Genomic DNA, 23,012 nt, shown 5'->3' with positions numbered 1-23,012 from the left:
TTCTCTCGGGAGCAACCGTGGCTCGATGCCCGGTCGGATTGTCGGTGGGCAACGCACCATCCAGAGGTTGGTGCGGCGCTGTGACAGCGCGAAGGGACAGTGAATCAGGCGTTGACGTTGACAACGACCCGCCCACGGATTTCTCCGCGCATGAGTCTTTCCGCTGCCTGGACAGCGTCGGACAAGGCGACCTCCTCAGCGACGTCCTCGAGGATCCGAAGGTCCAAGTCCTTGGCGAGGCGATCCCATGCAAGCTGCCTGTCCGCTATGGGTCGCATCACGCTGTCGACCCCGTGAAGGGTGATGCCGCGCAGGATGAAGGGCGCCACGGAAGCCGGGAAATCGAGGCCCTGGGCCATGCCGCAGGCTGCTACAGCGCCATTCGCACGCATCTGTGCACAAACGTTCGCCAGCGTGTGGCTGCCCACAGAATCAACCGCCGCGCTCCAGCGCTCCTTCTGAAGCGCCTTGCCGGGCTCGCTGAGTTCGCGGCGATCAATGATGCCCGACGCCCCAAGTCGGCGCAGGTAGTCCGCCTCGGCCGCCCGACCCGTAGCGGCAATGACCTGATAGCCCAGACTGGCTAGCAACGCAACGGAAAAGCTCCCAACGCCCCCGCTCGCGCCCGTCACCAGGATCTCGCCGTCGCCGGGTTTAACCGCGCTCCGCTCGAGCGCGAGTACACAGAGCATCGCCGTGTAACCGGCGGTACCGATCGCCATGGCATCTCGAGCGCTAAACCGCGAAGGCAAGGCGATCAGCCAATCGCCCTTCACACGCGCCTTCTGTGCAAGCCCGCCCCAATGTTGTTCGCCGACGCCCCATCCGTTCAACACGACCTTGTCGCCAGCTTTAAAGCCCGGATGCTCACTGGCTTCCACGGTGCCGGCGAAGTCGATGCCCGGCACCATCGGAAACTTCCGCACCACAGGTCCCTTGCCCGTGATTGCCAGGCCGTCCTTGTAGTTGAGGGTGCTGTACTCCACGCGGACCAGCACATCACCTGGAGGAAGGGCGTCCTCGCTGACAGATGCAAGCCCTGCACGATAGCCGTGCTCATCCTTGTTGATCAGAATCGCTTGAAACATTGTGTTCCTTGTTTGTTTGAATTGCGGATGAAGGCCAACCTCCAAGGACCGGAAGGCCTGCCAAGAAGGAGTTGATGAACACATGCAGTGGGCGGTCGCTCTGCGCAAGTCGAGCGCGCATGACCGCTCCCTCCCAGGAGATCCAGAAGTACTCGGCGATCTGGGCGCTGTCTGCATGCAGCGGCAGCTCGCCGTGCTCTTTGGCCTGCTGGAGGCAGTTGGCAACCTTGGCCTGCCAACCGCAAAGAATTCGATCCATCCGTTCCCGATACGAGACAGGCAATGCACCAAGCTCCTGGCTCAGATTTCCGACCAGGCATCCTCGAGTAAATCGATGCTTGCGCATGCCGGACGATGCGTCGGCAACGAAGTCGCTCAGCCGTTGAAGGGGAGGGCGTGAAACGTTCCCGAGACGGCGGTCTAGCTTCTTTGAAAGGTAGTCGTCGTAAGCGTCCAAGACCGCCAAGCCAAACGCCTCCTTGCTATCGAAGTAGTAATAGAAGGACCCCTTGGGCACCGTCGCTCTTTTCAGGATGGCATCCAGCCCTGTTGCGCTTAGTCCCTGCTCTGTCAGGAGTTCCATGCCACATCGCAGAAGCACGCTGCGGGTCGACGCGTAAGCAGGCGATCCGCCTTCTTCCGTCGCCTTCGGTCTGCTGGGTTTTCGTCGTTCCATTCTAAAATTCTAGACCGACTAACTATCCGATAGGACACTTTATTTCAGTTCGTGCATTCTTGTGTCCTCGGCTGCTCAAGCGATCGGTCAACGCACAGATGACGTGCACCTTCCGCGCTAAAACAGGGAAGAATCGATCGAAAAGGGTGCAGCTTCGCGGGTCTTGGGAAGTGGCAAGGGTGGCGCGTTACTTGCTCGTTGGTAACAAGGGTGAGTCCTAGTAGACACCTTGTGTCATCGATCGCATACTGGGCTCGCGGATCACCAACTCGCTTCGAAGGACTGTCGTGAAGATCAGACTGCTCAAATCTCTTGCCGCCATCGGCATCGTTTTTTTTGCTTCGCTCGGGGTCGTCCATGCCGACGACGCGTACCCGTCGAGGCCGATCCGGATCGTGGTGGGATTCCCTCCGGGCGGTCCCACCGATATCGCGGGGCGAATCATTGCGCAGAGCCTGGCGAAAGAGCTTCAAGGCAATGTGATCATCGAGAACCGGGGTGGTGCGAGCGGCATCATCGGTGCCGACGTCGTTGCAAAGGCCAAACCAGACGGATACACCCTCCTGCTCTCGGTCGAGTCCTCCCAAACGCGTGGGGAGGCCCTCAACTCGTCCTTGCCCTACAGCCAACTCAAGGACTTCACGTACATCAGAAATGTTGCAAAGCAGCGCAACCTGATCGTGGTCAATACGGAGCTGCCCATCAAAAGCATCAAGGAACTGATCGCGTATGCGAAGGCCAACCCTGGGAAGCTAAATTTCGGTGGCACCTTCGGCGCTACATCCCATATCGGAGGGACGTTGTTCGACGCGCGAAACGAAACGAAGATGACTTTTGTTAACTACAAGGGAGGCGCACAACCTATCAGCGACCTCATGGCGGGAATCGTCCAGGTCGGTTTCTTCCCGGAGTCAACGGTGGCGCAGAATATCCAGGCAGGAAAGATCAGGGCGCTTGCCGTCGCAGCGCCAGAACGTTCACCAGCGTTCCCTGATCTGCCCACCGCACAAGAGGCTGGAGGAAAGCCGATGGACCTCTCACCCTGGTTTGGAGTTGCTGCGCCAGCGGGCACACCCTCCGAGATCGTTAAGAAGCTCGCTACAGCGCTTGACAAGGTGGTTGCCCGTCCCGAGTTCCTCGGTCAGCTGGAAACGATTGGCGGGGTACCCATCAAGGCCTCGTCACCGGATCTCTACACAAAGCAAGTTGCGCAAGAGATCGATTTCTGGAACCAATGGGCTAAGAGCCAGTCCGTGCCATTGTCACGATAAGGGGTGCCGTGGTGAGCTTTTACGCCCCCTACGATAGCCTGCTGAGCGGGCATGAGAAATCACTGGTGGAGCGCGCCCGCGCCTTCTGCGACCATGCGTTCTCCAGTTCATTGCTGGAGTGCTTCCTGCAGGGCAAGCCGTTCGATACCGAATGGATTGACCGCTGGGCTGAGCAGGGGTTTCTGGGCCTCCAGGCGCTTCGCTATGACGGCGGTGAAGAAGCGTCATTCCTGTGCAAGATCCGTGTTGCACAGACGGTGGCGGAGCATGGCTTTGGGGTCGCGTTCGCCCTGAACAACCTGCAAGGCTCGGTAACGAAGCTGTCCCGTTCAGGAACAGTCCAGCAAAAAGATCAGCTGCTTGCCAGGCTCCGCTCGGGGCAGGTTCTTTCGGCATCGGCGATGTCCGAGCCCGACGGCGGCAGCGATCTCGGCGCATTGAAGACCAACGCGCGCCGCACCCGCCAGGGCTGGGTCATCAACGGCAGCAAGGCCTGGGTAACAAACGGCATGCTGGTGGGCTGCGTCAGCCTTCTCGCACGCGTGGAGCAACCGGATGGCACCAGCGGAATCGGTTCATTCCTCGTCCCGCTGGTCGACGGAGCCAGCCTGACGCGTGAGGAAATTGTCATGCCGGGCGCGCGTTCGTTCCGTCTTGCAACGCTGACATTCGTGGACTATCCCGCGCCCGCGTGGTCACCATTCAGCGAAGCAGGGCAGGGGATGCGGTCCTCGATGGCCTCAGTGAACGCGGCGCGGGTCCACGTCGCAGCGATGTGTGTTGCTTCTGCCAAGTCTGCGTTGTCGGATGCTGTGCGTTATGCCTCCCAGCGTGAGTCTTTCGGCCACGCGGTGCTGTCACACCAGGGCATGAACTGGCAACTTGCAGAGATTTCTACTCGGCTCGAGGCTGCCAGCGCACTGGTGTTTCAGGCGGCACTTGCCATTCATGAGGGAGGCCCGTCGCAGACCATCGCCGCACAAGCAAAGTCGTTTGCGGTCCGCACGGCATGCTGGGCGATTGAGCAGGCGCAAAGTGCGATGGGTGCCATCGGTGCCAGTGCGAGTCATCGCCTTGCCATGCTGCTGTCGGAAGTCAGGCTTGCAAGCTATGCCGACGGCACGAACGAGATGCTGCTGAATCGCATTGGCAAGGGTCTGGTGAAGGAATATGCCGAGCCGGCAGGAGTTCAACGGAAAAGCGAAGCATGAGAAACGTATCAGTCAAGGACGCGGCAACCGCCGTCAACGGGATCAAGGACGGCGACACCATTATGGTGGGCGGGTTTGGCGGTGCGGGGCTATCCCGGCGGCTTATACGAGCCGTGATCGATCTCGGTGTGAAGGAACTTACAGTGATCTCGAACAATGCCGGCTCGGGTGGCGACGACCTCACACTGTGGTTCGAATCGAGGATCGTGCGCAAGATGATCTGCTCGTACCCGCGCAACGCGTCCGCTTTCACCGAGCAATACCGCCAAGGCACCGTGGAGCTCGAACTCGTGCCGCAAGGAACGCTGGTAGAGCGAATCCGCGCCGGGGGCGCGGGCCTCGGCGGCGTGCTCAGCCCTGTGGGTATCGGCACGGTGTTCGCGCAGGGCAAGGAAATCGTGGTGGTCAATGGCAAGGAGTACCTGCTCGAACTCCCCCTTCACGCCCAGTTTGCACTTCTGAAAGGGCGGCAAGGGGACACTGCAGGCAACGTCAACTACAACATGACCGCACGAAACCATTCCGTCGTGATGGCCACTGCGGCTGACATCGTGGCTGTGGAGGTCGATCAGTTGCTCGAACCCGGTGACATGGATCCCGAAGGGATCGTCACGCCGTGCATCTTCGTCGACCGAATCTTTTCCTGCCCTTGATCATGAAAACTCTTTCCCGTTCCGATCTGGCTCGCCTTGTCGCAAGTCACCTTCCTGCTGTTGGCTTCGTGAACCTCGGCATCGGTGCGCCGACCCAGGTGGCGGATTACCTCCCCGTCGGAACTTCCGTGATGCTGCACAGCGAAAACGGAATTCTCAATGTAGGCCCCAAGCCTGCGGAGGGTCATGAGAATCCCGATCTCATCAATGCGGGGAAGATGCCGGTCACTCTGGCGAAAGGCGGTTCGTACTTCGACTCCAGCCTCTCTTTCTCGATGATGCGCGGGGGGCACCTTGACATAGCCATCTTGGGGGCGTTCGAAGTCTCTCGGAATGGAGACCTCGCAAATTGGAGCACTGGGGAATCCGTGGGTTCGCCGCCGGCCATTGGTGGCGCAATCGATCTAGCTGTGGGTGCCAAGGCCATCTGGGTAATGATGGATCACACCACGCGCGATGGGCAGCCGCGCATCGTGGCCGAATGCACCCTTCCATTGACTGCCGTTGGGGTGGTGTCAAGGATCTTCACTAGCATCGCGATCATCGACGTCATGCCAGCTGGCCTCGTAGCGCATGCTCTGCTCGAGGGCGTCTCGATGGAAGATCTCCAGCGCTCAACAGGCGCTCCGGTTTCGGTGGGCTCCGAGATTCGACGTTTCGGATTCGACGGAATCTACAAAGAGTCTTGAGTCAAACGACTTCTTACGATCACGTGGTGGCGATCACGACCAGTGCTGCCGCAGGCTTGTCGTCCAGGGCAGTTAACTTATGAGGAATGGTGGAATCGAACTGCACGCAGTCACCAGGGTTGAGCGTCTCACGCCTGGTTCCGACCAGCATCTCGATCTTGCCGCTCAGTACGAAGATGATTTCCTCACCCTCGTGATGACTCATGATTCGGCCACGCTTTTGCTTCATGCCAGGCCTGACGATGAAGGCTCGCATGACCCGCTTCGAGTTGATGCCCGCAACAAGTGACAGATGATTTTCAACATCGCCCGCGTCGGCTCCGTTACCCCTGACGATGGAGATGACGTCTTCTTTTTGTTGCTCGCCGAACAGGCGGTCCACGGTAACTCCAAGCGCCTTCGCGATACCAAGCGCCGACTCGATTGATGGGGTTGACAGCCCACGTTCAATCTTGGAGAGATAGCTCCGCGTCAGGCCGGAATCGCGTGCCAGATCTTCCAGAGTCATGCCGCTCTGGACACGCAAGTATTTGAGGTGCAGTGTCACGAAATCAGAAAGGCCATGGTCTTGGGCGGCTTGTGCCAGACCAGCCCATGTGGGAGTTGTGGAGCGAAGAATTCTCGCATAGCGCGTTGGTAGACCTGATTTGTGAAGCCCAAGGTTTGCCGCTCTTGCCGGCACCTCGTCCGCCAGCAGTCCGCCACAAGGCGCAAGCCAGTGCGCCCCCCCCTGCGATGCAGGTGACGACTGAGATGGTCGTCACGCTCATTGACTTGATATGGGGCCGCCTGCCATTCGCCAGCGGCCCTTTGAAATTGACTTTCAAGCACTCGACGGAGCTTTTTCACCGACTGTGCCAGCTGCTCATCCGAAAATCCACCAAGCCCGAGCCTGAACCCAGGCTGACAGCAACTGCCCTTTCACGTGCTGCTCCTCGCGATGACCTCGAAGCCGATGTCCACCAGCCGCGCGCCGGGGTCTTCACCGGCCAGCCGCGCCAGCAGCATCTGCCCCGCGCGTTCACCCATCTCGGCGCGACGGATGCGTACGGTCGACAGGCGTGGCGAGGCGGCGCGCGCGATCGGCATGTCGCCGAAGCCCATCACCGCGATACGTCCGGGCACGTTCCAGCCGCGCTGCTGGCACTCGAAGAGCAGGCCGGCCGCGAGCAAGTCGTTGTTGCAGAAAACGGCCGTGATGTCGGGGCGCCGCGTCAGCAGTTGCGCCAGCCGCGGGCCGGCGTCGTCGATCTGCACGGGAGGGCGGATGAGTTCGGCGGGTACAGCAAGAGCACCATGCGCCGCGGCCTCGGCGCGAAAGCCTTCGAGCCGCAGACGCGAGCGTTCCTCCTCGGCGCCGATGAAGGCCAGCACCTTGTGCCCGCGCGACAACAGGTGCTGCGCGGCGGCCCGGCCGGCGCCCACGTTCGAGAAGCCCACCAGCATGTCGACCGGCGCGTCGCCGCCGGCGGCGGGCAAGTCCCAGGTCTGCACAACGGGCACGCCCGCACGGCGCAGCTTGAGCCGCAGCGCGCTGGGTTGGGCAATGCCGGTGAGCACCAGCCCGTCAACGCGGCGCCCGAGAAAGGTATCGACCAGCGCGGCCTCGTCGTTGGGGCGGTAGGTGCTCTGGCCCAGTAACAGCTGGTAGCCGCCATCGGCCAGCGTCTGCGCCAGCGCTTCGAGCATTTCGGAGAACACCAGATTGGAGATGGTCGGCACGATGGCCGCCACGATGCGCGAACGATTCGACGCCAGGCTGCCGGCCATGAGGTTGGGCACGTAGCCCAGCCTCTCGATGGCCGCGCGCACGGCAGCCAGGGTGTTGGGCGCGAGCTTGTCGGGCGTGTTGATGGCGCGCGAGACGGTGACCAGGGACACGCCGGCCTCATGCGCTACGTCGCTCATACGAGCGGTGCCGGGTTGGGCGCTGCCGTCGGGAGAAAGGGGCGTGGGCGTCGAGGTGGAGGGGGACATCGGAAGGGCACTGCGCAACGCTGCGGATCATAGCTTTGCCAGCCTCTGGAAACCTCTCGAAATGAAAGCGCTACCAAGCTGTGCAGTTTTGTCCCAGGCGATGGGAATAGGGAGCGCCATCACTTGTCAAGCCGGCTTGCCAACGTCTCTGTGAAAGCCAAAATGAAAGCGCTTCCATAAAGACAGTTCCAAGAGCGAATCCACGCACAGGAGACAAACGCATGTTCCGCAGAACCCTTCTCGCCGCCCTGGCATGCACCAGCCTGCTGGCCGGCGCCGCTCACGCGGACGACTATCCCTCGCGTCCCGTGAAGCTCATCGTGCCATTCCCCGCGGGCGGCACCAGCGACATCATGGGCCGGCTGATCGCCGAGGCGCTCGGCCGGCAGCTCAAGCAACCATTTATCGTCGACAACAGGGGCGGGGCGGGCGGCGCCATCGGTACCGAGCAGGTGGCCAAGGCACCGGGCGACGGCTACACGCTGCTGCTGTCTGGCATCGGCAGCAATGCGATCATTCATGGTTTCTCGCCCAAGCCTCCGTACGACTCGAACCGCGACTTCGTCCACGTGTCGCAACTCGCGGCCGGGCCCAACGTGCTGGTGGTCAACCCGTCGTTCCCGGCAAAGAACTTCAAGGAGTTCATCGCCTGGGTCAAGGCCAATCCGGGCAAGTTCAATTACGGACAGGTCAACGCGTCCTCGGGCCATGTGACCACCGAGTACCTCAAGCAGGTGGCGGGGCTGGACATGGTGGGAATACCGTACAAGGGCAGCGCGCCCGCGCTCAACGATGTGCTGGCCGACCAGATTCCCGGCATGTTCACCAACCAGGATGCGGTGCTGCCGCACATCAAGGCCGGCAAGCTGCGCGCGCTGGTCGTCACCAGCGCGCAGCGCAACCCGTTGTTCCCCGACGTGCCCACTGTGTCCGAGTCGGGTTACACCGGCTTCAGCGCGGTGTCGTGGATCGGCCTGTCGGCGCCCAAGGGTACGCCGAAGGCCGTCATCGAAAAGCTCGAGGCCGCGATGGTCAAGGGCTTCGCAGATCCTGCCGTGCGTGCCAGGTTGGAGTCGAATGGCTTCGTGGTGGTGGTGTCGCATCCAGCGGACTACACGCGCTTCGTGCAGGACGAGACAACGCGCTGGACGCAGGTGGTCCAAAAGGCCGGCATCAAGCTCGACTGAGCGCCCCTTCTTTTTCCTACTTTTTGTTCTCTTTTGAGGTGACCGAATGACAGCCGTTGAATCCAACATCGTTTCCTACGCCAAGGTGGCCGAGGGCGCGCGCACCGCGGTCGATGCGGGCGACCGCATCGACTGGATCAAGGTCTCGCTGATGTACCTGCCGCTGGCCACGCCGGTGAGCGACGCCAAGGTGCTCACGGGCCGCCAGAAGCCGCTGACCGAGATCGCCTTCATCTTTGCCGAGATCCGCACGCGCGATGGTCACGAAGGCATCGGCTTCGGCTACAGCAAGCGCGCGGGCGGCCCCGGCATGTACGCACATGCCAAGGAACTCGCGCCCAACCTGCTGGGCGAAGACCCCAACGACATCTCGCGCCTGTTCACCAAACTGCTGTGGGCCGGCGCGAGCATGGGCCGCAGCGGCCTTACGACACAGGCCATCGCGCCCTTCGACATCGCGCTGTGGGACCTGAAGGCCAAGCGCGCGAAGCTGCCGCTGGCCAAGCTGTTGGGTGCCGAGCGCGACTCGGTTCAGTGCTACAACACTTCGGGCGGCTACCTGCACACGCCGCTCGACCAAGTGCTGAAGAACGTCGCCATCTCGCGCGAGAGCGGCATCGGCGGCATCAAGCTGAAGGTGGGCCAGCCCGACCTGGCCATCGACATCGAGCGTGTGGGAGAAGTACGCAAGCTGCTGGGCGATTCGTTTCCGCTCATGGTCGATGCCAACCAGCAATGGGACCGCCAGAAGGCCACGCGCGCCTGCCGCGCCTTCGAAGGCTTCGACCTCACCTGGATCGAGGAACCGCTGGACGCCTACGACTTCGAAGGCCACGCGCAACTGGCCGCACGCTTCGACACCGCGATCGCCACCGGCGAAATGCTCACCAGCTTCGGTGAGCACGCGCAACTGATCATGTCCGAGGGCAGCGACTTCATCCAGCCCGACGCACCGCGCGTGGGTGGCATCACGCCATTCCTTCAGATCATGAACCTGGCAGCTTTCAAGGGCCGCAAGCTGGCACCGCACTTCGCAATGGAAATTCACCTGCACCTGGCAGCGGCCTATCCGATCGAGCCGTGGCTCGAGCACTTCGAATGGCTGGGGCCGATGTTCAACGAGCAGATGCACCTCAAGGACGGCCGCATGCACGTGTCGGACCGACCGGGGTTGGGCTTCAGCCTGAGCGAGCAGGCGTTGCGTTGGACGACGGAGACGCAGGAGTTCAGCAAGCGGCCCTGAGACTGCCGCCCACTGCCGTCGAGTCCCAGCTCGTGGGGATTTTCGCCCATTGCGCCTGCGCGGGCCCACGCCGCGACCGCGCGGGCCTCCTAGCATGGGCAAGCCTCGAGGGCGTCGTCAGCCGCCCGATCGCTCACCCTTAGGAGACATCATGATCGACCGACGCACTTTCATCATCGTCAGCGCCTCCCTTGCAGGCGCGATGGCATTTGGCAGCATGGCTGCCCACGCGAAAAACGACACACTGGCACGCATCCAGCAAGCCAAAAAGATTCGCATCGCACTCGACCCCAGCATTCCGCCCTGGTCGTTCAAGAACGACAAGCTCGAGATGAGCGGGTCAGAATACGAGACCGCCAAGATGCTGGCGCAGGATCTCGGCGTCACGCTGGAGATGGTACCGACCAACGGCGCCAACCGCATTCCGCAACTGATCACCGACAAGGCGGACATCGTGGTGGCCGCGATGACGATTACCGCCGAGCGGCAGAAGGTCATCGACTTCTCGCTGCCGTATTCGGGCACGACCACCGCGGTCTCCGCGCCGCGCGGCCTGGCTGTCAAGACCATGGCCGATCTGGTCGGCAAGCGCGTAGGCGTCGCACGCGGTACCGTCATGGACACCGACTTGACCGCCGCCGCTCCGAAGGGCGTCGAGATCGTGCGTTTCGAGGACGAAGCGACGACGCTGACCGCCGTGCTGAGCGGGCAGGTCGACATCGTCGCCCAATCGGTCACATTGAATGAGGTCGTCAACAAGCGCGACCCTGCCAAGGCGCTGGAAACCAAGATCGTGCTGCGCAACAGCTTGCACGGCATGGGCATGCGCAAGAACGACACGCGGCTCAGGGAATGGATCGACCAATGGGTGAGGACCAATATGGCCAACGGAAAACTGGCTGCAGTGTTCAAGAAGAATCAAGGCATCGACCTGCCTGCTGCGGTGGCACAAGCCGCGCGTTAGGCGGACGCGGCGCGCGCGTCCCGCCATCTGGTACTGCTGGCGCAGCCTGGCGCGCGGCGCTCTCCGGCATGGTCGGGCTGCGTTCCACAATTGCGACACCCCGCGACGCGGGTTCAACCGAGACTTTTCAAGCATGAAACGTATTGCTATCACAGGCGCCGCAGGACTGGTGGGAACCGGCCTGCGCGCGCAACTACTGCAGCGCGGCTACCGCGTGCTGTCGTTGGACATCAAGCCGATTCAGAGCATCGCGGCCGATGAGGAAGCCGCTGTCGTTGACATCACCGACCAGGCGGCCATGACGCAGAAACTGCAGGGCTGCGACGCCGTGGTGCACCTCGCGGCCTGCACCACGGATGCCCCCTGGCCCGATCAGGTCAAGCTCAGCGTGGAGGGCTGCATCAGCGTGTTTGATGCCGCGCGCGATGCCGGCGTGCGCCGCGTTGTGTACGCCAGTTCTCACCATGTGGTCGGCTTGCACCCGCGTGCGCCGCATGGGCCGCTGATGGGCAACGCGGCCATTTTGCGGCCAGACAGTCGCTACGCGGTCGGCAAGGCCTTCGGTGAGTCCATTGGCGCTTTGTATGCCTATAAGTACGGCATGCAGGTGCTGTCGGTGCGGATCGGCAATGTGAACACGCGCCCGATCGACCGCCGCCGCATGGGCAGTTGGATCAGCTGGCGCGATCTGGGCCAGCTGGTGGCCATCGGCATCGAGCATCCGGACATCGGCTTCGACATCGTCTATGGCATTTCCGACGCCGAGGGCCGTCATTACGACAACGCCACGGCCTACGCACTGGGCTATGCGCCGCAGGACGGTTCCGAGGGCTGGGACGAACAGGTGCTGCGTGACGATCCACTGCCTGCGCCCGGCAGCGCTGCTGCGCGTGCCGCCGCCGAGCTGACGCTGGGGGGGCAGTTCTCTCAGTCCGAGTACGAGGGTGGGACCGATCGGTTGCTGCCTGGCGCGCGGGGAGTGGCATGAAGATCTCGCAGATCGACGTCATCGAGGCCGTCATCCCTTTCGACGACGGCGGCAGCGGCATGGGCATCACGCCGGGTCGCTGGGATTCTCTTGAGTTCGTGCTGGTGCGGGTGGAGACCGACACCGGCGTCGTGGGTTGGGGCGAGTGCTTCGCCTATTCCTGCCGCGCTGCTGTGGCCACGGCCGCGCGTGGCATGGTCGCGCCGCTGTTGCAAGGCCGCGAGCTGGCGGCCACGCCCGAGGCGCTGATGCTGGAGTTGCAACGCCGACTGCACCTGTTCGGACGCTATGGCATCACGATGTTCGCCATCTCGGGTTTCGACATCGCGTTGTGGGATATCGCCTCCAAGGCCCAGGGCCTACCGCTGCATTCGCTGCTGGGCGCCGCGCGCCGCAGTGAGATGCCGGCCTATGCGAGCCTCGTGCGCTATGGCGACGCTGCGCTGGTCCGCAAGTACTGCCACGAAGCCGTTGCCCAAGGTTATCGCTACATCAAGCTGCACGAGATCGAGCCCGACATCATCCGCGCCGGGCGCGCCGCCAGCGGGCCGGGCATCGGCCTGTCGGTGGACGTCAACTGCGCCTGGTCGACCGAGCAGGCCCGCGAGCGCATCGCAATGCTGCGCGAAGTGGACGCGATGTGGATCGAGGAGCCGGTGTTCCCGCCCGAAGACATTCGCACCCAGGCGCAACTGAACGCGGACTTCCCGGTTGGGGCTGGCGAGAACGCATGCACGCGCCAGGAGTTTGCGCGCATGCTCGAGGCTGGCGCGGTGCGCTATGCCCAGCCCTCGGTCATCAAGGTCGGCGGCGTCACCGAGTTCGTGGAGGTCGCGGCTTTGGCGCAGGCAAAGGGCGTGGCCGTGATGCCGCATTCGCCGTACTTCGGACCGGGCTACTTCGCCACGCTCCAGTTGAGCGCCGTGTTGGCGGGCGAGCCGCTGTTCGAGCACCTCTATGTGAAGCCGGCGGCCGACCTCGCCGAAGGCGGCACGCCGCTCCCTGTGGGCGGCACGGTGCGCATCCCCCATGTGCCAGGCCATGGCTTCGTGCCGGACGCACAAGTGCTGGCGCGCTACCGTGTCTGAGGGATGACCATGGGCGCATCCCCGCACGGCGGCTTCAGCCGCCTTTGAGGGTCTCGGCCGGCAGGTCCCTGCCATGGAACTTGCGGTAGATCGCGTTCAGCTTTCCGTCGGCCATGTGACCCTTGACCCACTGGTCGAGGTAGGTTTTCAGTTCGGTGTCATTCTTGCGCAGGCCGATTCCCACGGGGAACTGCGCGAAGATGAATTTGGGCTCGATCTGGCGCGCCGGGTTGCGGGCAGCGACGGCAGTCAACGTCGCAGGTTCCTGCACAACGATGTCGACCTGGCCGCTGGCCAGCGCCGTCATGTTGGTCGCCTCGTCGTCGAAGCGCAGCACCTCCACGCCGAGGTCCTTGGCCTTCTTGGTCAGCTCCACGTCACCGGTGGTGGCGCGCGTGACGCCCACGCGCTTTCCCTTGAGGTCGACCTCGCCCTTGAGCACCAGGCTCCGGGGCGCTCCGACGATCTGTACCGCGCTGGCATAGGGCAGCGAGAAGTCGATGACCTTCAGGCGCTCGGGCGTGATGGAGAAGGTGGACAGCACGACGTCGGCCTTGCGCGTCTGCAGGAACGGAATACGGTTGGGCCCCGTGACCTCGACGATCTCCAGCTTGACACCCAGGTCGGCGGCCAGCAGCTCGGCGGCCTCCAGGTCCGAGCCGGTCATCTTGAGCTTGTCGTCCTTGTAACCCCACGGCGGGCGGCCAAACTCCAGCGCCACCTTGAGGGTTTTGGTCTGGCGGATGGTCGCCAGCGTGTCCTGTTGCGCGTGGGCGGACGTGAGGGCGGCCAGCAGAGCGGCTGCGCCGAGGGTCAGGGTCAGAATGTGTCGGCGCGAAGCCATATGGTCTCCTTGAAAAAAACTGTTCAGACCGCGATGCGGGCCAGGGCATCCCAGTCCAACGCCACGCCGTGGCCTGGGCGCTCGGGCGCCACGGCACGGCCGTTCTCGATGCGCACCGTCTCGCGCATGAAGCGCTGCAGTCCGAAGTCGTGCACCTCCATGTACGAGCGGTTATGCAACGCGGCCAGCAGGTGGATGGACACGTCCTGCACACCATGCGAAGTGACGGGTAGGCTGAACGCCTCGGCCAGGTGGGCAATCTTCATGAAGGGCGTGACGCCGCCGCAGTTCACCACGTCGGGTTCGGGGAAGGTTACGCCGCCCTCGGTGACGAGTTGTCGGAACTCCCACAGGGTGCGCAGGTTCTCGCCGGTCGCGATGGGGGTGCCGCCTTCCTGCAGCACGCGCCGGTGGCCGGCCACGTTCTCGGGGTCGATCGGCTCTTCGATCCAGGTCAAGTCGAATTCACGCAACGCGCGGGCAGCGCGCACGGCTTCGTCGACCGACCATTTCATGTTGGCGTCCACCATCAGCGGGAAGTCGTCGCCCAGGTGCTCGCGCATGGCGCGCACGCGCGCCACGTCTTCGGCAAGGCGCGCGCGGCCCACTTTCATCTTGATGGCCCGGTAGCCCTTGGCCAGGTTGCCGTCGGTCTGCGCTAAGAGCTTGTCGAGCGGGAAGTCCAGGTCGATGCCTCCCACGTAGCAGTCAACCACCGGATCGTTGCCGCCCAGCAGCCGCCACAGCGGCATGCCGGCCTTCGTGGCCTTGAGGTCCCATAGCGCAATGTCGATGATGGACTGTGCCAGCACCGCAGGACCGCCACGGCCGCCGTAGTGCTGGCCCCACCAGAGCTTATGCCACAGGTGCTCGATGCGATCGGCGTCCTGTCCGACCAGCTGGTCCGGCACGTCGTACCGCAAGATGGCGTTGATTGCAGCACCATTGCGGCCCGGCACATAGCCGTAGCCTACGCCTTCGGCGCCGTCGGCGTCACGCACGCGGACAGTGTTGATCTCGAAGCTGCCGACGGTGCCATGCATGCTGTCGCTCAGGGCCTCGGCCAGCGGCAGCCGGTAGTAGCCCGGCGTGATGGAAACGATCTTCGCCATGGTTTCAGCCTCCCTGCGCGATCAGCTTGGCGGGCAGGCCCTGGCCGTGGAACCGTCGGAACGCGTCGTTGAGCTTGCCGTTCTTGAGGTTGGCCTTCACCCACACGTCCACCCAGTCGCGCAGCGGCTCGCTGCCCTTGCGCACGCCGATCCCGAACAGCACCTCCTCCAGCACGAACTTGGTCTCGAAGTCCTTGCCCGGCACGCGCTTTTGCAGCAGTGGCGTCAGTGCGAACGACTGCGCCACGATGTCGACCTGTCCGCTCACGAGCGCCGTCATGGTGGTGGCCTCGTCGTCGAAGCGCACGATCTCCGTGCCCCTGGGTGCCTGGGCCGTGACCTGGTTGTCATAGGTCGTGCCGCGGGTCACGGCCACCTTCTTGCCCGCCAAGTCGGCCGGGCTCCGCAGCGCGACGCTCTTGGGCCCGACGATGCCGTTGAAGCCCGCCGAATAGGGAACGGTGAAGTCGATAACTTTCTGTCGCTCCGGCGTGATCGCCAGCGTCGAAATCACCAAATCGACCTTTTGGGTCAGAAGGAATGGCACACGATTGGCGCTGGTCAGAGGCACTATTTCGAGCTCGACCCCCAAGTCGTGCGCCAGCAGTTTGGCGACCTCTGCGTCCGACCCCGTCAACTCCAGGCGGTCGTCCTTGAATGCATAAGGGGCGACCGCGACGTCCATGCCGATGCGCACCTTCTTGGCTGCACGGAGGGCGGCCAGCGCGTCGGCCTGGGCGTGCACCCAGGTGGCGGCGCACGCAAGCGTCAGGGCGCACAGGGTCAGGACGACAGGGCGGCGGGTGGTGTGCATGGGGGTCTCCGGTGAAGGCATGGGGATTCAGGCGTCGGCGTTGACGAACTGCGCCAGCTCCGGAGTCGCGGGCTTGCGCAGGATGTCGGCCGTGCCGCTTTCGTGCACCTTGCCGTCGCGCATGTAGATCACCTTGTGCGCCACGTTGCGCGCAAAGGCCATCTCGTGCGTCACCAGCACCATGGTCATGCCGTCCTTGGCCAATTGCTCCATGACGCGCAGCACCTCGCCGGTGAGCTGCGGGTCCAGCGCGGAGGTCACTTCGTCGAACAGCATCAGCTTGGGTTCCATCGCCAGGCTGCGGGCGATCGCCACGCGCTGTTGCTGGCCCCCCGAGAGCTGCTCGGGGTAGGCCGACATCTTTTCTTTCAGGCCCACCTTGGCCAGTACGGCCGCGGCGATCTCGCGCGCCTCGGACGCCTTGATGCCCTTGACCGTGCGCGGCGCCAGCGTCACGTTCTGCTCCACCGTCAGGTGTGGGAACAGGTTGTAGCTCTGGAACACGATGCCCACGTCGCGCCGCAGCCTCTTCACGTCCAAGCGCGGGTCGTGCAGCGCATGGCCGCAGACCGTCAGCTCGCCCTGGTCGATCCTCTCCAGCCGGTCCATGCAGCGCAGCGCCGTGCTCTTGCCCGAGCCGCTCTGGCCGATGATGGCGGCTACCTGGCCCCGTTCCACTTCGAAACTGACGCCGCGCAGCACATGATTGGTGCCAAAGGTCTTGTGGATGTTGTTGAGTTCAACGACGGCTGACATTGAGCTTCCTTTCGAGCTTGCGGGCCTGCCGGGACAAGGGATAGCAGACCGCGAAATACAGAAGACCGGCCAGTCCGAAGTACAGGAATGGCTGGAACGTGGTGTTGTTGAGGACCTTTGCGTTGTAGGAGAGCTCGGTGTAGCCCACCACCAGCGAGGCCACGGACGTGTTCTTCACGATCTGCACCATGAACCCCACGGTGGGCGGCGTGGCCAGCCGCAGGCCCTGCGGCAGCACCACCAGCCGCATGCGCTGTGCGCGCGACAGGCCCAGGCATTCGGCGGCCTCCCATTGCGACTTGGGCACCGCCTCCAGGCAGCCGCGCCAGATCTCGCCCAAGTAGGCGCCGGCGTAGAAGGTCATGGCCAGCGTTGCCGCGAACAGTGGGTTGACCGATTGCATGCCCAGCAGGCTGGGGCCGTAGAAGCACAGGCCCATCAGCACCAGCAGCGGCAGGCCCTGCATGAATTGGATGTAGGCCTGCGTGACGCGGGCGACGACGCGCACCGGCGAGATGCGCGCCAGCGCGATGACCAGGCCGAACAGGCCGCCGAACAGGAAGGTCAGCAGGCTCAGCAGCACAGTGCCCCACAGGCCCTGCAACAGAGAGCCGATGTATTGCATGTTCATGTTGTGCCCCTCAGATCGGCGTGCCGAGCTTGCGCCGACGCGTGAAAAGAGCCAGGTTCAGCACCCAGAACGCCGCGCGCAGCAGCATTGACAGCGCCAGGTACACCACGCCGAGCACGACGAACACCTCGAAGTTGCGGAACGTATCGCTCTGCACGCGGTTAGAGATGCCGAACAATTCCTCGACCCCGACCGACGACAGGATGCTGGAGGCCAGCATCAGCAGCACGTACTGGCTGGCCAGCGACGGGTACACGCGCTCCATGGCCGGGCGCAGCACCACATGCAGGTAGACCTGCGTGCGCGACAAGCCCAGGCACTCTGCCGCCTCCAGCTGGCCCGACTGGATCGAGTCGATGCCCGCGCGCATGATCTCGGTGGTGTAGGCGCCGATGTTGACCACCAGCGCGATCGTGGCGCCCACCAGGATCGGCAGGCGCAGGCCGATGCTGGCCATGCCGAAGATCAGAAAGTAGCTCTGGATCAGCAGTGGGGTGTTGCGGATGGCTTCTACATAGCCGGACACGATGCGTTGCAGCCAGGTCGGCCCGCTGGTGCGCGCGATGGCGCACAGCGTGCCGAACAGAAAGCCGATGATCGTGGCAAAGAAGGCGAGTCGCAGCGTGACCCATGCGCCTTCGGCGAACAGCGGCCAGAACGCAAGCACGGCGCCGAAATCGAATTCGTAGTTCAAGGGGTAGACCTCGGGTGAGGCCGCTGCTCGGCACGAGGCCGGTAGCGGAAAAGAAGGAATGCAGTGCTCATGGTGCGAAGGGAGGGCGTCCCACCATCCGGACAGGTGGTGGAAGACGCGTGCCGGGAATGCTAAAGAGCACCCCGGCATTCAGGGTGTTCGGGGTTAACCCGAGTCGACCGAGAACGTCCCGGTGGGTGGGACTAAACCCCTTGGGCTGGAGTGCGGAGCAGCGTTCAGGAAGCCGACTTCAGCACCGTCACAGGCAGGTCCTCACCCTGGTGCTTGCGGTAGATCTCCTGCAGCTTGCCATTCTTGAGCTGTTCCCGGATCCAGCGGTCTACCCACTCCTTCATGCGTGCGTCGCCTTTGCGAAGGCCGACGCCGAACAGCGATTCCTGCAAGGGTAGCTTGGGCTCCAACTGGCGCGCTGGCGCCTTCTGGTTGATCAGCGCGATCAGCGTGGTGGCCTGCGCGATCACGTCCATCTGCCCGCTGACCACGGCGGTCATGGTTGTGGCCTCGTCCTCGAAGCGCACGATCTCGGCGCCCGGCGGCGCGAGCCTGGTCACGTCGGTGTCGTTGGTGGTGCCGCGCGTGACGGCTATGCGCCTGCCCGCCAGATCCGCCGGCGTACGGATGACCATGGACTTGGGTGCGGCGATGAACGTAGAGATGCCGGAGTACGGAATGGAAAAGTCGATCGCCTTCTGGCGCTCCGGCGTGATGGTCATGGCCGAGATCACGATGTCGGCGCGGTTGGTCATCAGCAGTGGAATGCGGTTCGCCCCGTTGGTGGTCACGATCTCCAACTCCACGCCCAGGTCCTTGGCCAGCAATTGGGCGGTCTCGGCTTCCGAACCGGTGACCTCCAGCTTGTCGTTCTTGTACGACCAGGGTGGTACGTTGAGGTCGATCGCGATGCGGATCTTGCGGCTCTCCTGTATTTTGGCGAGCGTATCGGCCTGGGCCAGGGAGGCAGGCGCCCACAGGGTGAGCGCGGCGGCGCACACAGCGCCGAAGAAGCGGCCGGAATGGCGCATGGTCATGGCGGTGTCCTTGAGGTTGATTTTCGCTGGGGGTCAGACGCCTGCGGCACGTGCGACGTCGGGTGACAGGTCGGCGTTGTGGTGCCTGCGGTAGATGGCATTGAGCTTTCCGTTGCGCAGGTTCTCGCGCACCCAGTCGTCCACGCGGGCCTTCAGGCGTGTCTCGTTCTTGCGGATGCCGATGCCGGTGAGGTTGGTCTTGACCACCAGCTTGGGCTCCATTGCCAGCTCCGGCCGGCGTTGGTTGACCGGGGCCAGCAGTGCGGGCGCCGTGCAATAGAAATCGGCCTGTCCCGTGAGCACCGCGGTGATGGCGGTGGCATCGTCGTCGAAGCGCACGACCTCGGTGCCGGGCTTGGCGACCTTGGTCAGCTCGGCGTCGTTGGTGCTGCCGCGCACCACGGCCACCTTGCGGCCCACCAGATCGTCCATGCGGGCCAGCGATGTGGCGCGCGGTGCGCCCACGATGACCTGGATGCCGGAATACGGCACTGAGAAATCGATGACCTTCTCGCGTTCTGGCGTGATCGACAGGGTGGAGATCACCAGATCGGTCTTGTCGGTCAGCACGTAAGGGATGCGGCTGGCCGGATTTGTTGGCACGATCTGCAGTTTGAAGCCCAAGTCCTTGGCCAGAAGTTCGGCGACCTCGACCTCCGATCCTGCGAATGCGAGCTTGGCGTCCTTGGCGGAGTAGGGTGGCGCGGCCGGGTCGATCGAGATGCGCAATACACCGCTCTTGGCGATGCTGTCCAACGCGTCGGCGTGAGCTGGCGCCCAGGCCGCGCCGGCGAGCGTGCAGGCAAGGGCAGCCTGTAGCCAGGCGCGGCGCAGGTTGGGTATGGAACGATGGTGCATGTCTTGTCTCCTGTTGTGCTATCGGTAGGGGAAATTTGTTCAGACCGGCTGGGTGTCGCGTTGATTCAGGGCCTGCGGCAGCGGCAGGCCACAGGCCAAGGCGTAGGGCGCCAGGCCGTCGAGGATGGCCTGGTCCAGCACTACGCCCTCGGTCAGTGCCGTGCGCTGGCGCGCCATGGCCTGGTCGCCGGGCACGCGCACGCGCTCCACGCCGGGGCGTGGCGGGTTGGCGTGGCAGGCATCGATCAGCCAGTCGGTCTCGTCGGTGAATGCGCAACGTCCCCCGAAAGCGGCTGGATCGAGCACCTGCAGAAAAGTGTTCATCACGGTGCCGGTGGGGCCGTCGCGGCGGCCATAGCCCGACAGGCCCTGCGTCAGCGACTCGACGAACATGGCCATTGCGTAGCCCTTGTGCCCGTGGTCCAGCCCGCCGACAGGCAACAGGCTGCCGTCGCCTTGCAGCAGCACGGCAGGGTCGTCCGTGGGCTCGCCATGTGCGTCCATCACCCACTGGCCCGGGAGCCGGCCGCCGGCCTTGGCCACCTGCGTCGAACGCTTGATCGTGGTGATGGAGCAACTGATGTCCAACAGCACGGGGTCGCCGCCGCTGGGCATGCCGGCGGCCAGCGGGTTGGGAGTAAACACACCGCGTGTTCCGCCAAATGGAGCAACACCGCTGTGCGCGGGGCCCGAGCAGGCCAGAACCACCATCAGCCCGCGCTCGGTCAAGCGCGGCAGGTAGGTTGCCAGCGCGCCGGTGTGGTAGCCGTTGGCGATGGTGCAGGTGACGACGCCGTGCACCTCGATGCGCTCCAGCGCCATGTCGATCGCCCGGTCGATGAGCCAGGCGCCCGGCAGGCGCCTGCCGTTCCAGGCCACGCAGGCGCCGCGGTCGGACAGCACCTCGGGTTCGCCGTGCAACACCATGGCGCCGCTGCGTGCCTCCTGCAGGTACCATGGCGCGATGGCCAGCCCGTGGGTCGAGTGGCCCATCATGTCGGCGGTAACCAACGAGCGCACCACGCTGTCGATTTTGTCGGGAGCGAGGCCGGCCGCCTCGAACAAGTGGCGCGCGAACGCGCGGACAGCGGCGACGTCGTAGCGCAGGCCCTCGCTCACTGCGCGTTCTTTCCAGCGGCTTCGTCGACCATGTCGAACAGAGAATACTTCGGCGCATAGCCCAGCAGCGCGCGCGCCTTGGCCGCACTGCCGTGCGTGCGACCCAGTTCTACCGGGATGCGTGCCTCGACGTAGCGCCGGCCGGTGGCCTCGGCCAGGTAGGGGATGAACTCCGCGAGGCTGACCGGCGTGGCGGGTGCCAGGTTGAAAGTCTCGCCGATGGCCTCGGGCTTGTCGTGGATCAACAGCAGGCCCTGCACGATGTCGCGTACGTCGACCAGTTCCTGCGTATGCGGCTTGCCTTCGGCATCGCGTGCCAGCAGCAGCGGCTCATCGGGCGCGACCAACGGCTCCAGCACGTCCAGGATGCTGCGCAGTTCGGCCTGGCTGGTGGCGCCCGCATGGTGCGTGCTGCTGGCCTTCAGGCTGCGCACGCGGCCGTTCACATAGAACGCCGCGCTGGAGTATTCGCCGTTCGGGTCCAGCAGTTCGTGCGCAGCCTCGATGTGCGAGAACACCGCCGTGCTGATCTTGAGGTTGGGCTCGGAACGCGCGTAGAACGCGGCCATGTCCTCGCCCAGCAGCTTGCTCAGCCCATAGAAGGTGTAAGGCTCGCGCGGGTGCAGTTCGTCAGTCGGCCGGTAGCGCGCGAAGCGCGTGGGATAGACCTGGTCGCTCGACGCGAACACGAGGCGCACCGGCCGCTTGGCGGACTGCTCCGCAGCGGCGCGCAGCACGTTGTAGGTGCCAACGACGTTGGCGCTCCAGATCAGGTCGCGCGCCTGCGGTTGGAACGAGATGGCGGCCGCCATATGGAACACCGCATCGGCGCCCTCCATGGCCTGGCGCACCGCCGACAGGTCGGCCAGGTCGCCCACCACGCAGTCGATGCCGGCGTCGCGCGTGGCCGCCAGGTTGCGGTCCTGCGGCAGCGCCAGCGTGCGCACGCGCCAGCCCCGTTCCAGCAAGGCGCGCGCGAGCGTGCCACCGACACGCCCCGTGGCGCCTGAGACGAAAACTTGCATGAGATTTCTTCCTTCGAGGATGTTGAACCGGCCCGCACTGTAGGAGGGATGCCATCCAATTAATATTGAAGAAATTTCCGGATTTGATACGCAATGGTTATCAGCAGAGATGACGCGCAGGAGCAGGCCGCGGAGCGCGCGCGGCATCGCCTGGTGGGCCGCTTGCGGCTCAAGCATCTGCGCCTCATCGACGCGCTGGCGCGCACCAGCAGCCTGCGGCAGGCGGCAGTGGCAATGAGCCTCACGCAGCCGGCGGCTACCAAGATCCTGCAGGATCTGGAGGATGTGCTGGGCGTGCAGCTGTTCACGCGTCACGCGCGCGCGATCGAGATCAACGACTTCGGGCGCTTCGTTGCCGTGTACGCGCGCCGCGTGCTCGGTGAGACGCAGCGCTTTGGTGCCGACCTGGACACGTTGGTGCGCAGCGGCCACGGCACGCTGACCGTCGGCGCCATCATGGTGACGGCGGCGAGTCTGTTGCCGGCAGCAGTGCTGGAGCTCAAGAAGACGCGGCCCGCAGTCTCGGTGCGCATCGTCGAGTCCTCCAGCGACCGGCTACTGGCGGACCTGGCGAAGAACGAGCTCGACTTCGTGCTCGCGCGCTTCGTGCGTCCACAGGACAGTTTGCAATTCGAACTACGGCCGCTCAGCGACGAGCCGCTGTGCATCTTCACAGGACGCGATGGCCCGGTCTCGCAGCGCTCGCGGAGCCTGCTCGACCTTCATGGCCTGCCCTGGGTGATCCAGGATTCGCCCACGCCGACGCGGCGTTTGTTGGAGGCGGAGTTCGGCGGCGAAGGCCTGGGGTTGCCGCCCGACCTGGTGCGCGTGTCGTCGGTCTACACCATGCTCAACATGGTCGAGAAGGCGGGCATGGTCGGTGTGCTCCCGCGTGCCATGGTCGACAACGAGGGCGAGCGCTTTCGCATCCTGCCGGTGCGGCTGAAAAGCGCGCTGTCGCCCTACGGCATCGTTACGCGGCGAGGCATGGAACTGACCCCGACCGCGCAGGACATGATGGCCATACTGCAGCGACTGGCCCGCAAGGGGCGGCGTCGCGGTTGATGGCGCGGCA

The 23,012-nt window shown here is 64.1% G+C and carries 24 protein-coding genes; 10 read left to right on the top strand and 14 right to left on the bottom strand.

Annotation, left to right across the window (positions count from 1 at the left end; translation table 11 throughout):
• Positions 1-104 precede the first annotated feature (104 nt).
• Positions 105-1,088 carry an acrylyl-CoA reductase (NADPH) gene (gene acuI, locus ACSFBC_RS05720; protein WP_435509366.1) on the bottom strand — a complete coding sequence of 328 codons (984 nt, stop codon included), beginning with the start codon at positions 1,086-1,088 and terminating at the stop codon, positions 105-107.
• Positions 1,057-1,764: an acrylate utilization transcriptional regulator AcuR gene (gene acuR / locus ACSFBC_RS05715; RefSeq protein WP_435509365.1), complete on the bottom strand. Its 708-nt coding sequence runs from the start codon at positions 1,762-1,764 to the stop codon at positions 1,057-1,059. Before acuR ends, acuI begins: the two co-directional genes overlap by 32 nt.
• Before the next feature lie 287 nt (positions 1,765-2,051).
• On the opposite strand from acuR, the gene ACSFBC_RS05710 reads away from it, so the two are divergent.
• The 4 genes from ACSFBC_RS05710 to ACSFBC_RS05695 are packed head-to-tail and all read left to right on the top strand — an operon-like array spanning position 2,052 to position 5,588.
• Positions 2,052-3,035, top strand: coding sequence for a Bug family tripartite tricarboxylate transporter substrate binding protein (locus ACSFBC_RS05710; protein WP_435509364.1), 984 nt, complete (start codon positions 2,052-2,054; stop codon positions 3,033-3,035).
• 11 nt (positions 3,036-3,046) lie between these two features.
• Positions 3,047-4,246, top strand: coding sequence for an acyl-CoA dehydrogenase family protein (locus ACSFBC_RS05705; RefSeq protein WP_435509363.1), 1,200 nt, complete (start codon positions 3,047-3,049; stop codon positions 4,244-4,246).
• The gene (locus ACSFBC_RS05700; RefSeq protein WP_435509362.1) at positions 4,243-4,899 is read left to right on the top strand and encodes a 3-oxoacid CoA-transferase subunit A; all 657 of its coding nucleotides are present in this window, start codon (positions 4,243-4,245) and stop codon (positions 4,897-4,899) included. The genes ACSFBC_RS05705 and ACSFBC_RS05700 overlap by 4 nt, the downstream gene beginning before the upstream one ends.
• A 2-nt stretch (positions 4,900-4,901) precedes the next feature.
• Entirely contained in the window at positions 4,902-5,588 is a 687-nt protein-coding gene (locus tag ACSFBC_RS05695) for a 3-oxoacid CoA-transferase subunit B (protein WP_435509361.1), read from the top strand.
• Between the two features lie 19 nt (positions 5,589-5,607).
• Here the strand turns inward: ACSFBC_RS05695 and ACSFBC_RS05690 are convergent, their stop codons facing one another.
• Entirely contained in the window at positions 5,608-6,135 is a 528-nt protein-coding gene (locus ACSFBC_RS05690; protein WP_435509360.1) for a helix-turn-helix domain-containing protein, read from the bottom strand.
• 374 nt (positions 6,136-6,509) lie between these two features.
• Entirely contained in the window at positions 6,510-7,496 is a 987-nt protein-coding gene (locus tag ACSFBC_RS05685) for a LacI family DNA-binding transcriptional regulator (RefSeq protein WP_435509359.1), read from the bottom strand.
• A gap of 290 nt (positions 7,497-7,786) precedes the next feature.
• On the opposite strand from ACSFBC_RS05685, the gene ACSFBC_RS05680 reads away from it, so the two are divergent.
• The 5 genes from ACSFBC_RS05680 to ACSFBC_RS05660 all read left to right on the top strand — a co-directional run bounded on the left by ACSFBC_RS05680 (position 7,787) and on the right by ACSFBC_RS05660 (position 13,035).
• On the top strand, positions 7,787-8,752 hold the full coding sequence (locus ACSFBC_RS05680) for a Bug family tripartite tricarboxylate transporter substrate binding protein (RefSeq protein WP_435509358.1): 966 nt from the start codon (positions 7,787-7,789) through the stop codon (positions 8,750-8,752).
• Positions 8,753-8,798: 46 nt separating this feature from the next.
• Positions 8,799-9,995, top strand: a complete 1,197-nt coding sequence (locus ACSFBC_RS05675) for an L-talarate/galactarate dehydratase (protein WP_435509357.1) — start codon at positions 8,799-8,801, stop codon at positions 9,993-9,995.
• Between the two features lie 151 nt (positions 9,996-10,146).
• Positions 10,147-10,959: a transporter substrate-binding domain-containing protein gene (locus tag ACSFBC_RS05670; protein WP_435509356.1), complete on the top strand. Its 813-nt coding sequence runs from the start codon at positions 10,147-10,149 to the stop codon at positions 10,957-10,959.
• Positions 10,960-11,092: 133 nt separating this feature from the next.
• Positions 11,093-11,947, top strand: a complete 855-nt coding sequence (locus ACSFBC_RS05665) for an NAD-dependent epimerase/dehydratase family protein (protein ID WP_435509355.1) — start codon at positions 11,093-11,095, stop codon at positions 11,945-11,947.
• A complete protein-coding gene (locus ACSFBC_RS05660) occupies positions 11,944-13,035 on the top strand; it encodes a mandelate racemase/muconate lactonizing enzyme family protein (protein ID WP_435509354.1) in 1,092 nt (363 codons plus the stop codon). The genes ACSFBC_RS05665 and ACSFBC_RS05660 overlap by 4 nt, the downstream gene beginning before the upstream one ends.
• A gap of 34 nt (positions 13,036-13,069) precedes the next feature.
• Here the strand turns inward: ACSFBC_RS05660 and ACSFBC_RS05655 are convergent, their stop codons facing one another.
• The 10 genes from ACSFBC_RS05655 to ACSFBC_RS05610 all read right to left on the bottom strand — a co-directional run bounded on the left by ACSFBC_RS05655 (position 13,070) and on the right by ACSFBC_RS05610 (position 21,937).
• Positions 13,070-13,879 carry a transporter substrate-binding domain-containing protein gene (locus ACSFBC_RS05655; RefSeq protein ID WP_435509353.1) on the bottom strand — a complete coding sequence of 270 codons (810 nt, stop codon included), beginning with the start codon at positions 13,877-13,879 and terminating at the stop codon, positions 13,070-13,072.
• 23 nt (positions 13,880-13,902) lie between these two features.
• Entirely contained in the window at positions 13,903-14,991 is a 1,089-nt protein-coding gene (locus ACSFBC_RS05650) for a mandelate racemase/muconate lactonizing enzyme family protein (protein ID WP_435509352.1), read from the bottom strand.
• Positions 14,992-14,995: 4 nt separating this feature from the next.
• On the bottom strand, positions 14,996-15,805 hold the full coding sequence (locus ACSFBC_RS05645; RefSeq protein WP_435509351.1) for a transporter substrate-binding domain-containing protein: 810 nt from the start codon (positions 15,803-15,805) through the stop codon (positions 14,996-14,998).
• Between the two features lie 27 nt (positions 15,806-15,832).
• A complete protein-coding gene (locus tag ACSFBC_RS05640; protein ID WP_435509350.1) occupies positions 15,833-16,561 on the bottom strand; it encodes an amino acid ABC transporter ATP-binding protein in 729 nt (242 codons plus the stop codon).
• Positions 16,545-17,192: an amino acid ABC transporter permease gene (locus ACSFBC_RS05635; protein ID WP_435509349.1), complete on the bottom strand. Its 648-nt coding sequence runs from the start codon at positions 17,190-17,192 to the stop codon at positions 16,545-16,547. Before ACSFBC_RS05635 ends, ACSFBC_RS05640 begins: the two co-directional genes overlap by 17 nt.
• Before the next feature lie 10 nt (positions 17,193-17,202).
• Positions 17,203-17,886 carry an amino acid ABC transporter permease gene (locus ACSFBC_RS05630; RefSeq protein ID WP_435509348.1) on the bottom strand — a complete coding sequence of 228 codons (684 nt, stop codon included), beginning with the start codon at positions 17,884-17,886 and terminating at the stop codon, positions 17,203-17,205.
• Positions 17,887-18,122: 236 nt separating this feature from the next.
• Positions 18,123-18,935, bottom strand: a complete 813-nt coding sequence (locus ACSFBC_RS05625; protein ID WP_435509347.1) for a transporter substrate-binding domain-containing protein — start codon at positions 18,933-18,935, stop codon at positions 18,123-18,125.
• 33 nt (positions 18,936-18,968) lie between these two features.
• Positions 18,969-19,793 carry a transporter substrate-binding domain-containing protein gene (locus tag ACSFBC_RS05620; RefSeq protein ID WP_435509346.1) on the bottom strand — a complete coding sequence of 275 codons (825 nt, stop codon included), beginning with the start codon at positions 19,791-19,793 and terminating at the stop codon, positions 18,969-18,971.
• Positions 19,794-19,832: 39 nt separating this feature from the next.
• Positions 19,833-20,912, bottom strand: a complete 1,080-nt coding sequence (locus tag ACSFBC_RS05615) for an Ldh family oxidoreductase (protein ID WP_435509345.1) — start codon at positions 20,910-20,912, stop codon at positions 19,833-19,835.
• A complete protein-coding gene (locus tag ACSFBC_RS05610) occupies positions 20,909-21,937 on the bottom strand; it encodes an NAD-dependent epimerase/dehydratase family protein (RefSeq protein ID WP_435509344.1) in 1,029 nt (342 codons plus the stop codon). The genes ACSFBC_RS05615 and ACSFBC_RS05610 overlap by 4 nt, the downstream gene beginning before the upstream one ends.
• A gap of 93 nt (positions 21,938-22,030) precedes the next feature.
• Between ACSFBC_RS05610 and ACSFBC_RS05605 the strand changes: the two genes are divergently transcribed.
• On the top strand, positions 22,031-23,002 hold the full coding sequence (locus ACSFBC_RS05605; protein WP_435509343.1) for a LysR substrate-binding domain-containing protein: 972 nt from the start codon (positions 22,031-22,033) through the stop codon (positions 23,000-23,002).
• Positions 23,003-23,012: the final 10 nt, after the last annotated feature.

This window comes from Variovorax frigidus, from assembly GCF_051216515.1.
In the GTDB taxonomy this organism is placed as follows: domain Bacteria; phylum Pseudomonadota; class Gammaproteobacteria; order Burkholderiales; family Burkholderiaceae_C; genus Variovorax.
This window is presented reverse-complemented; position numbering and strand designations above follow the sequence as displayed.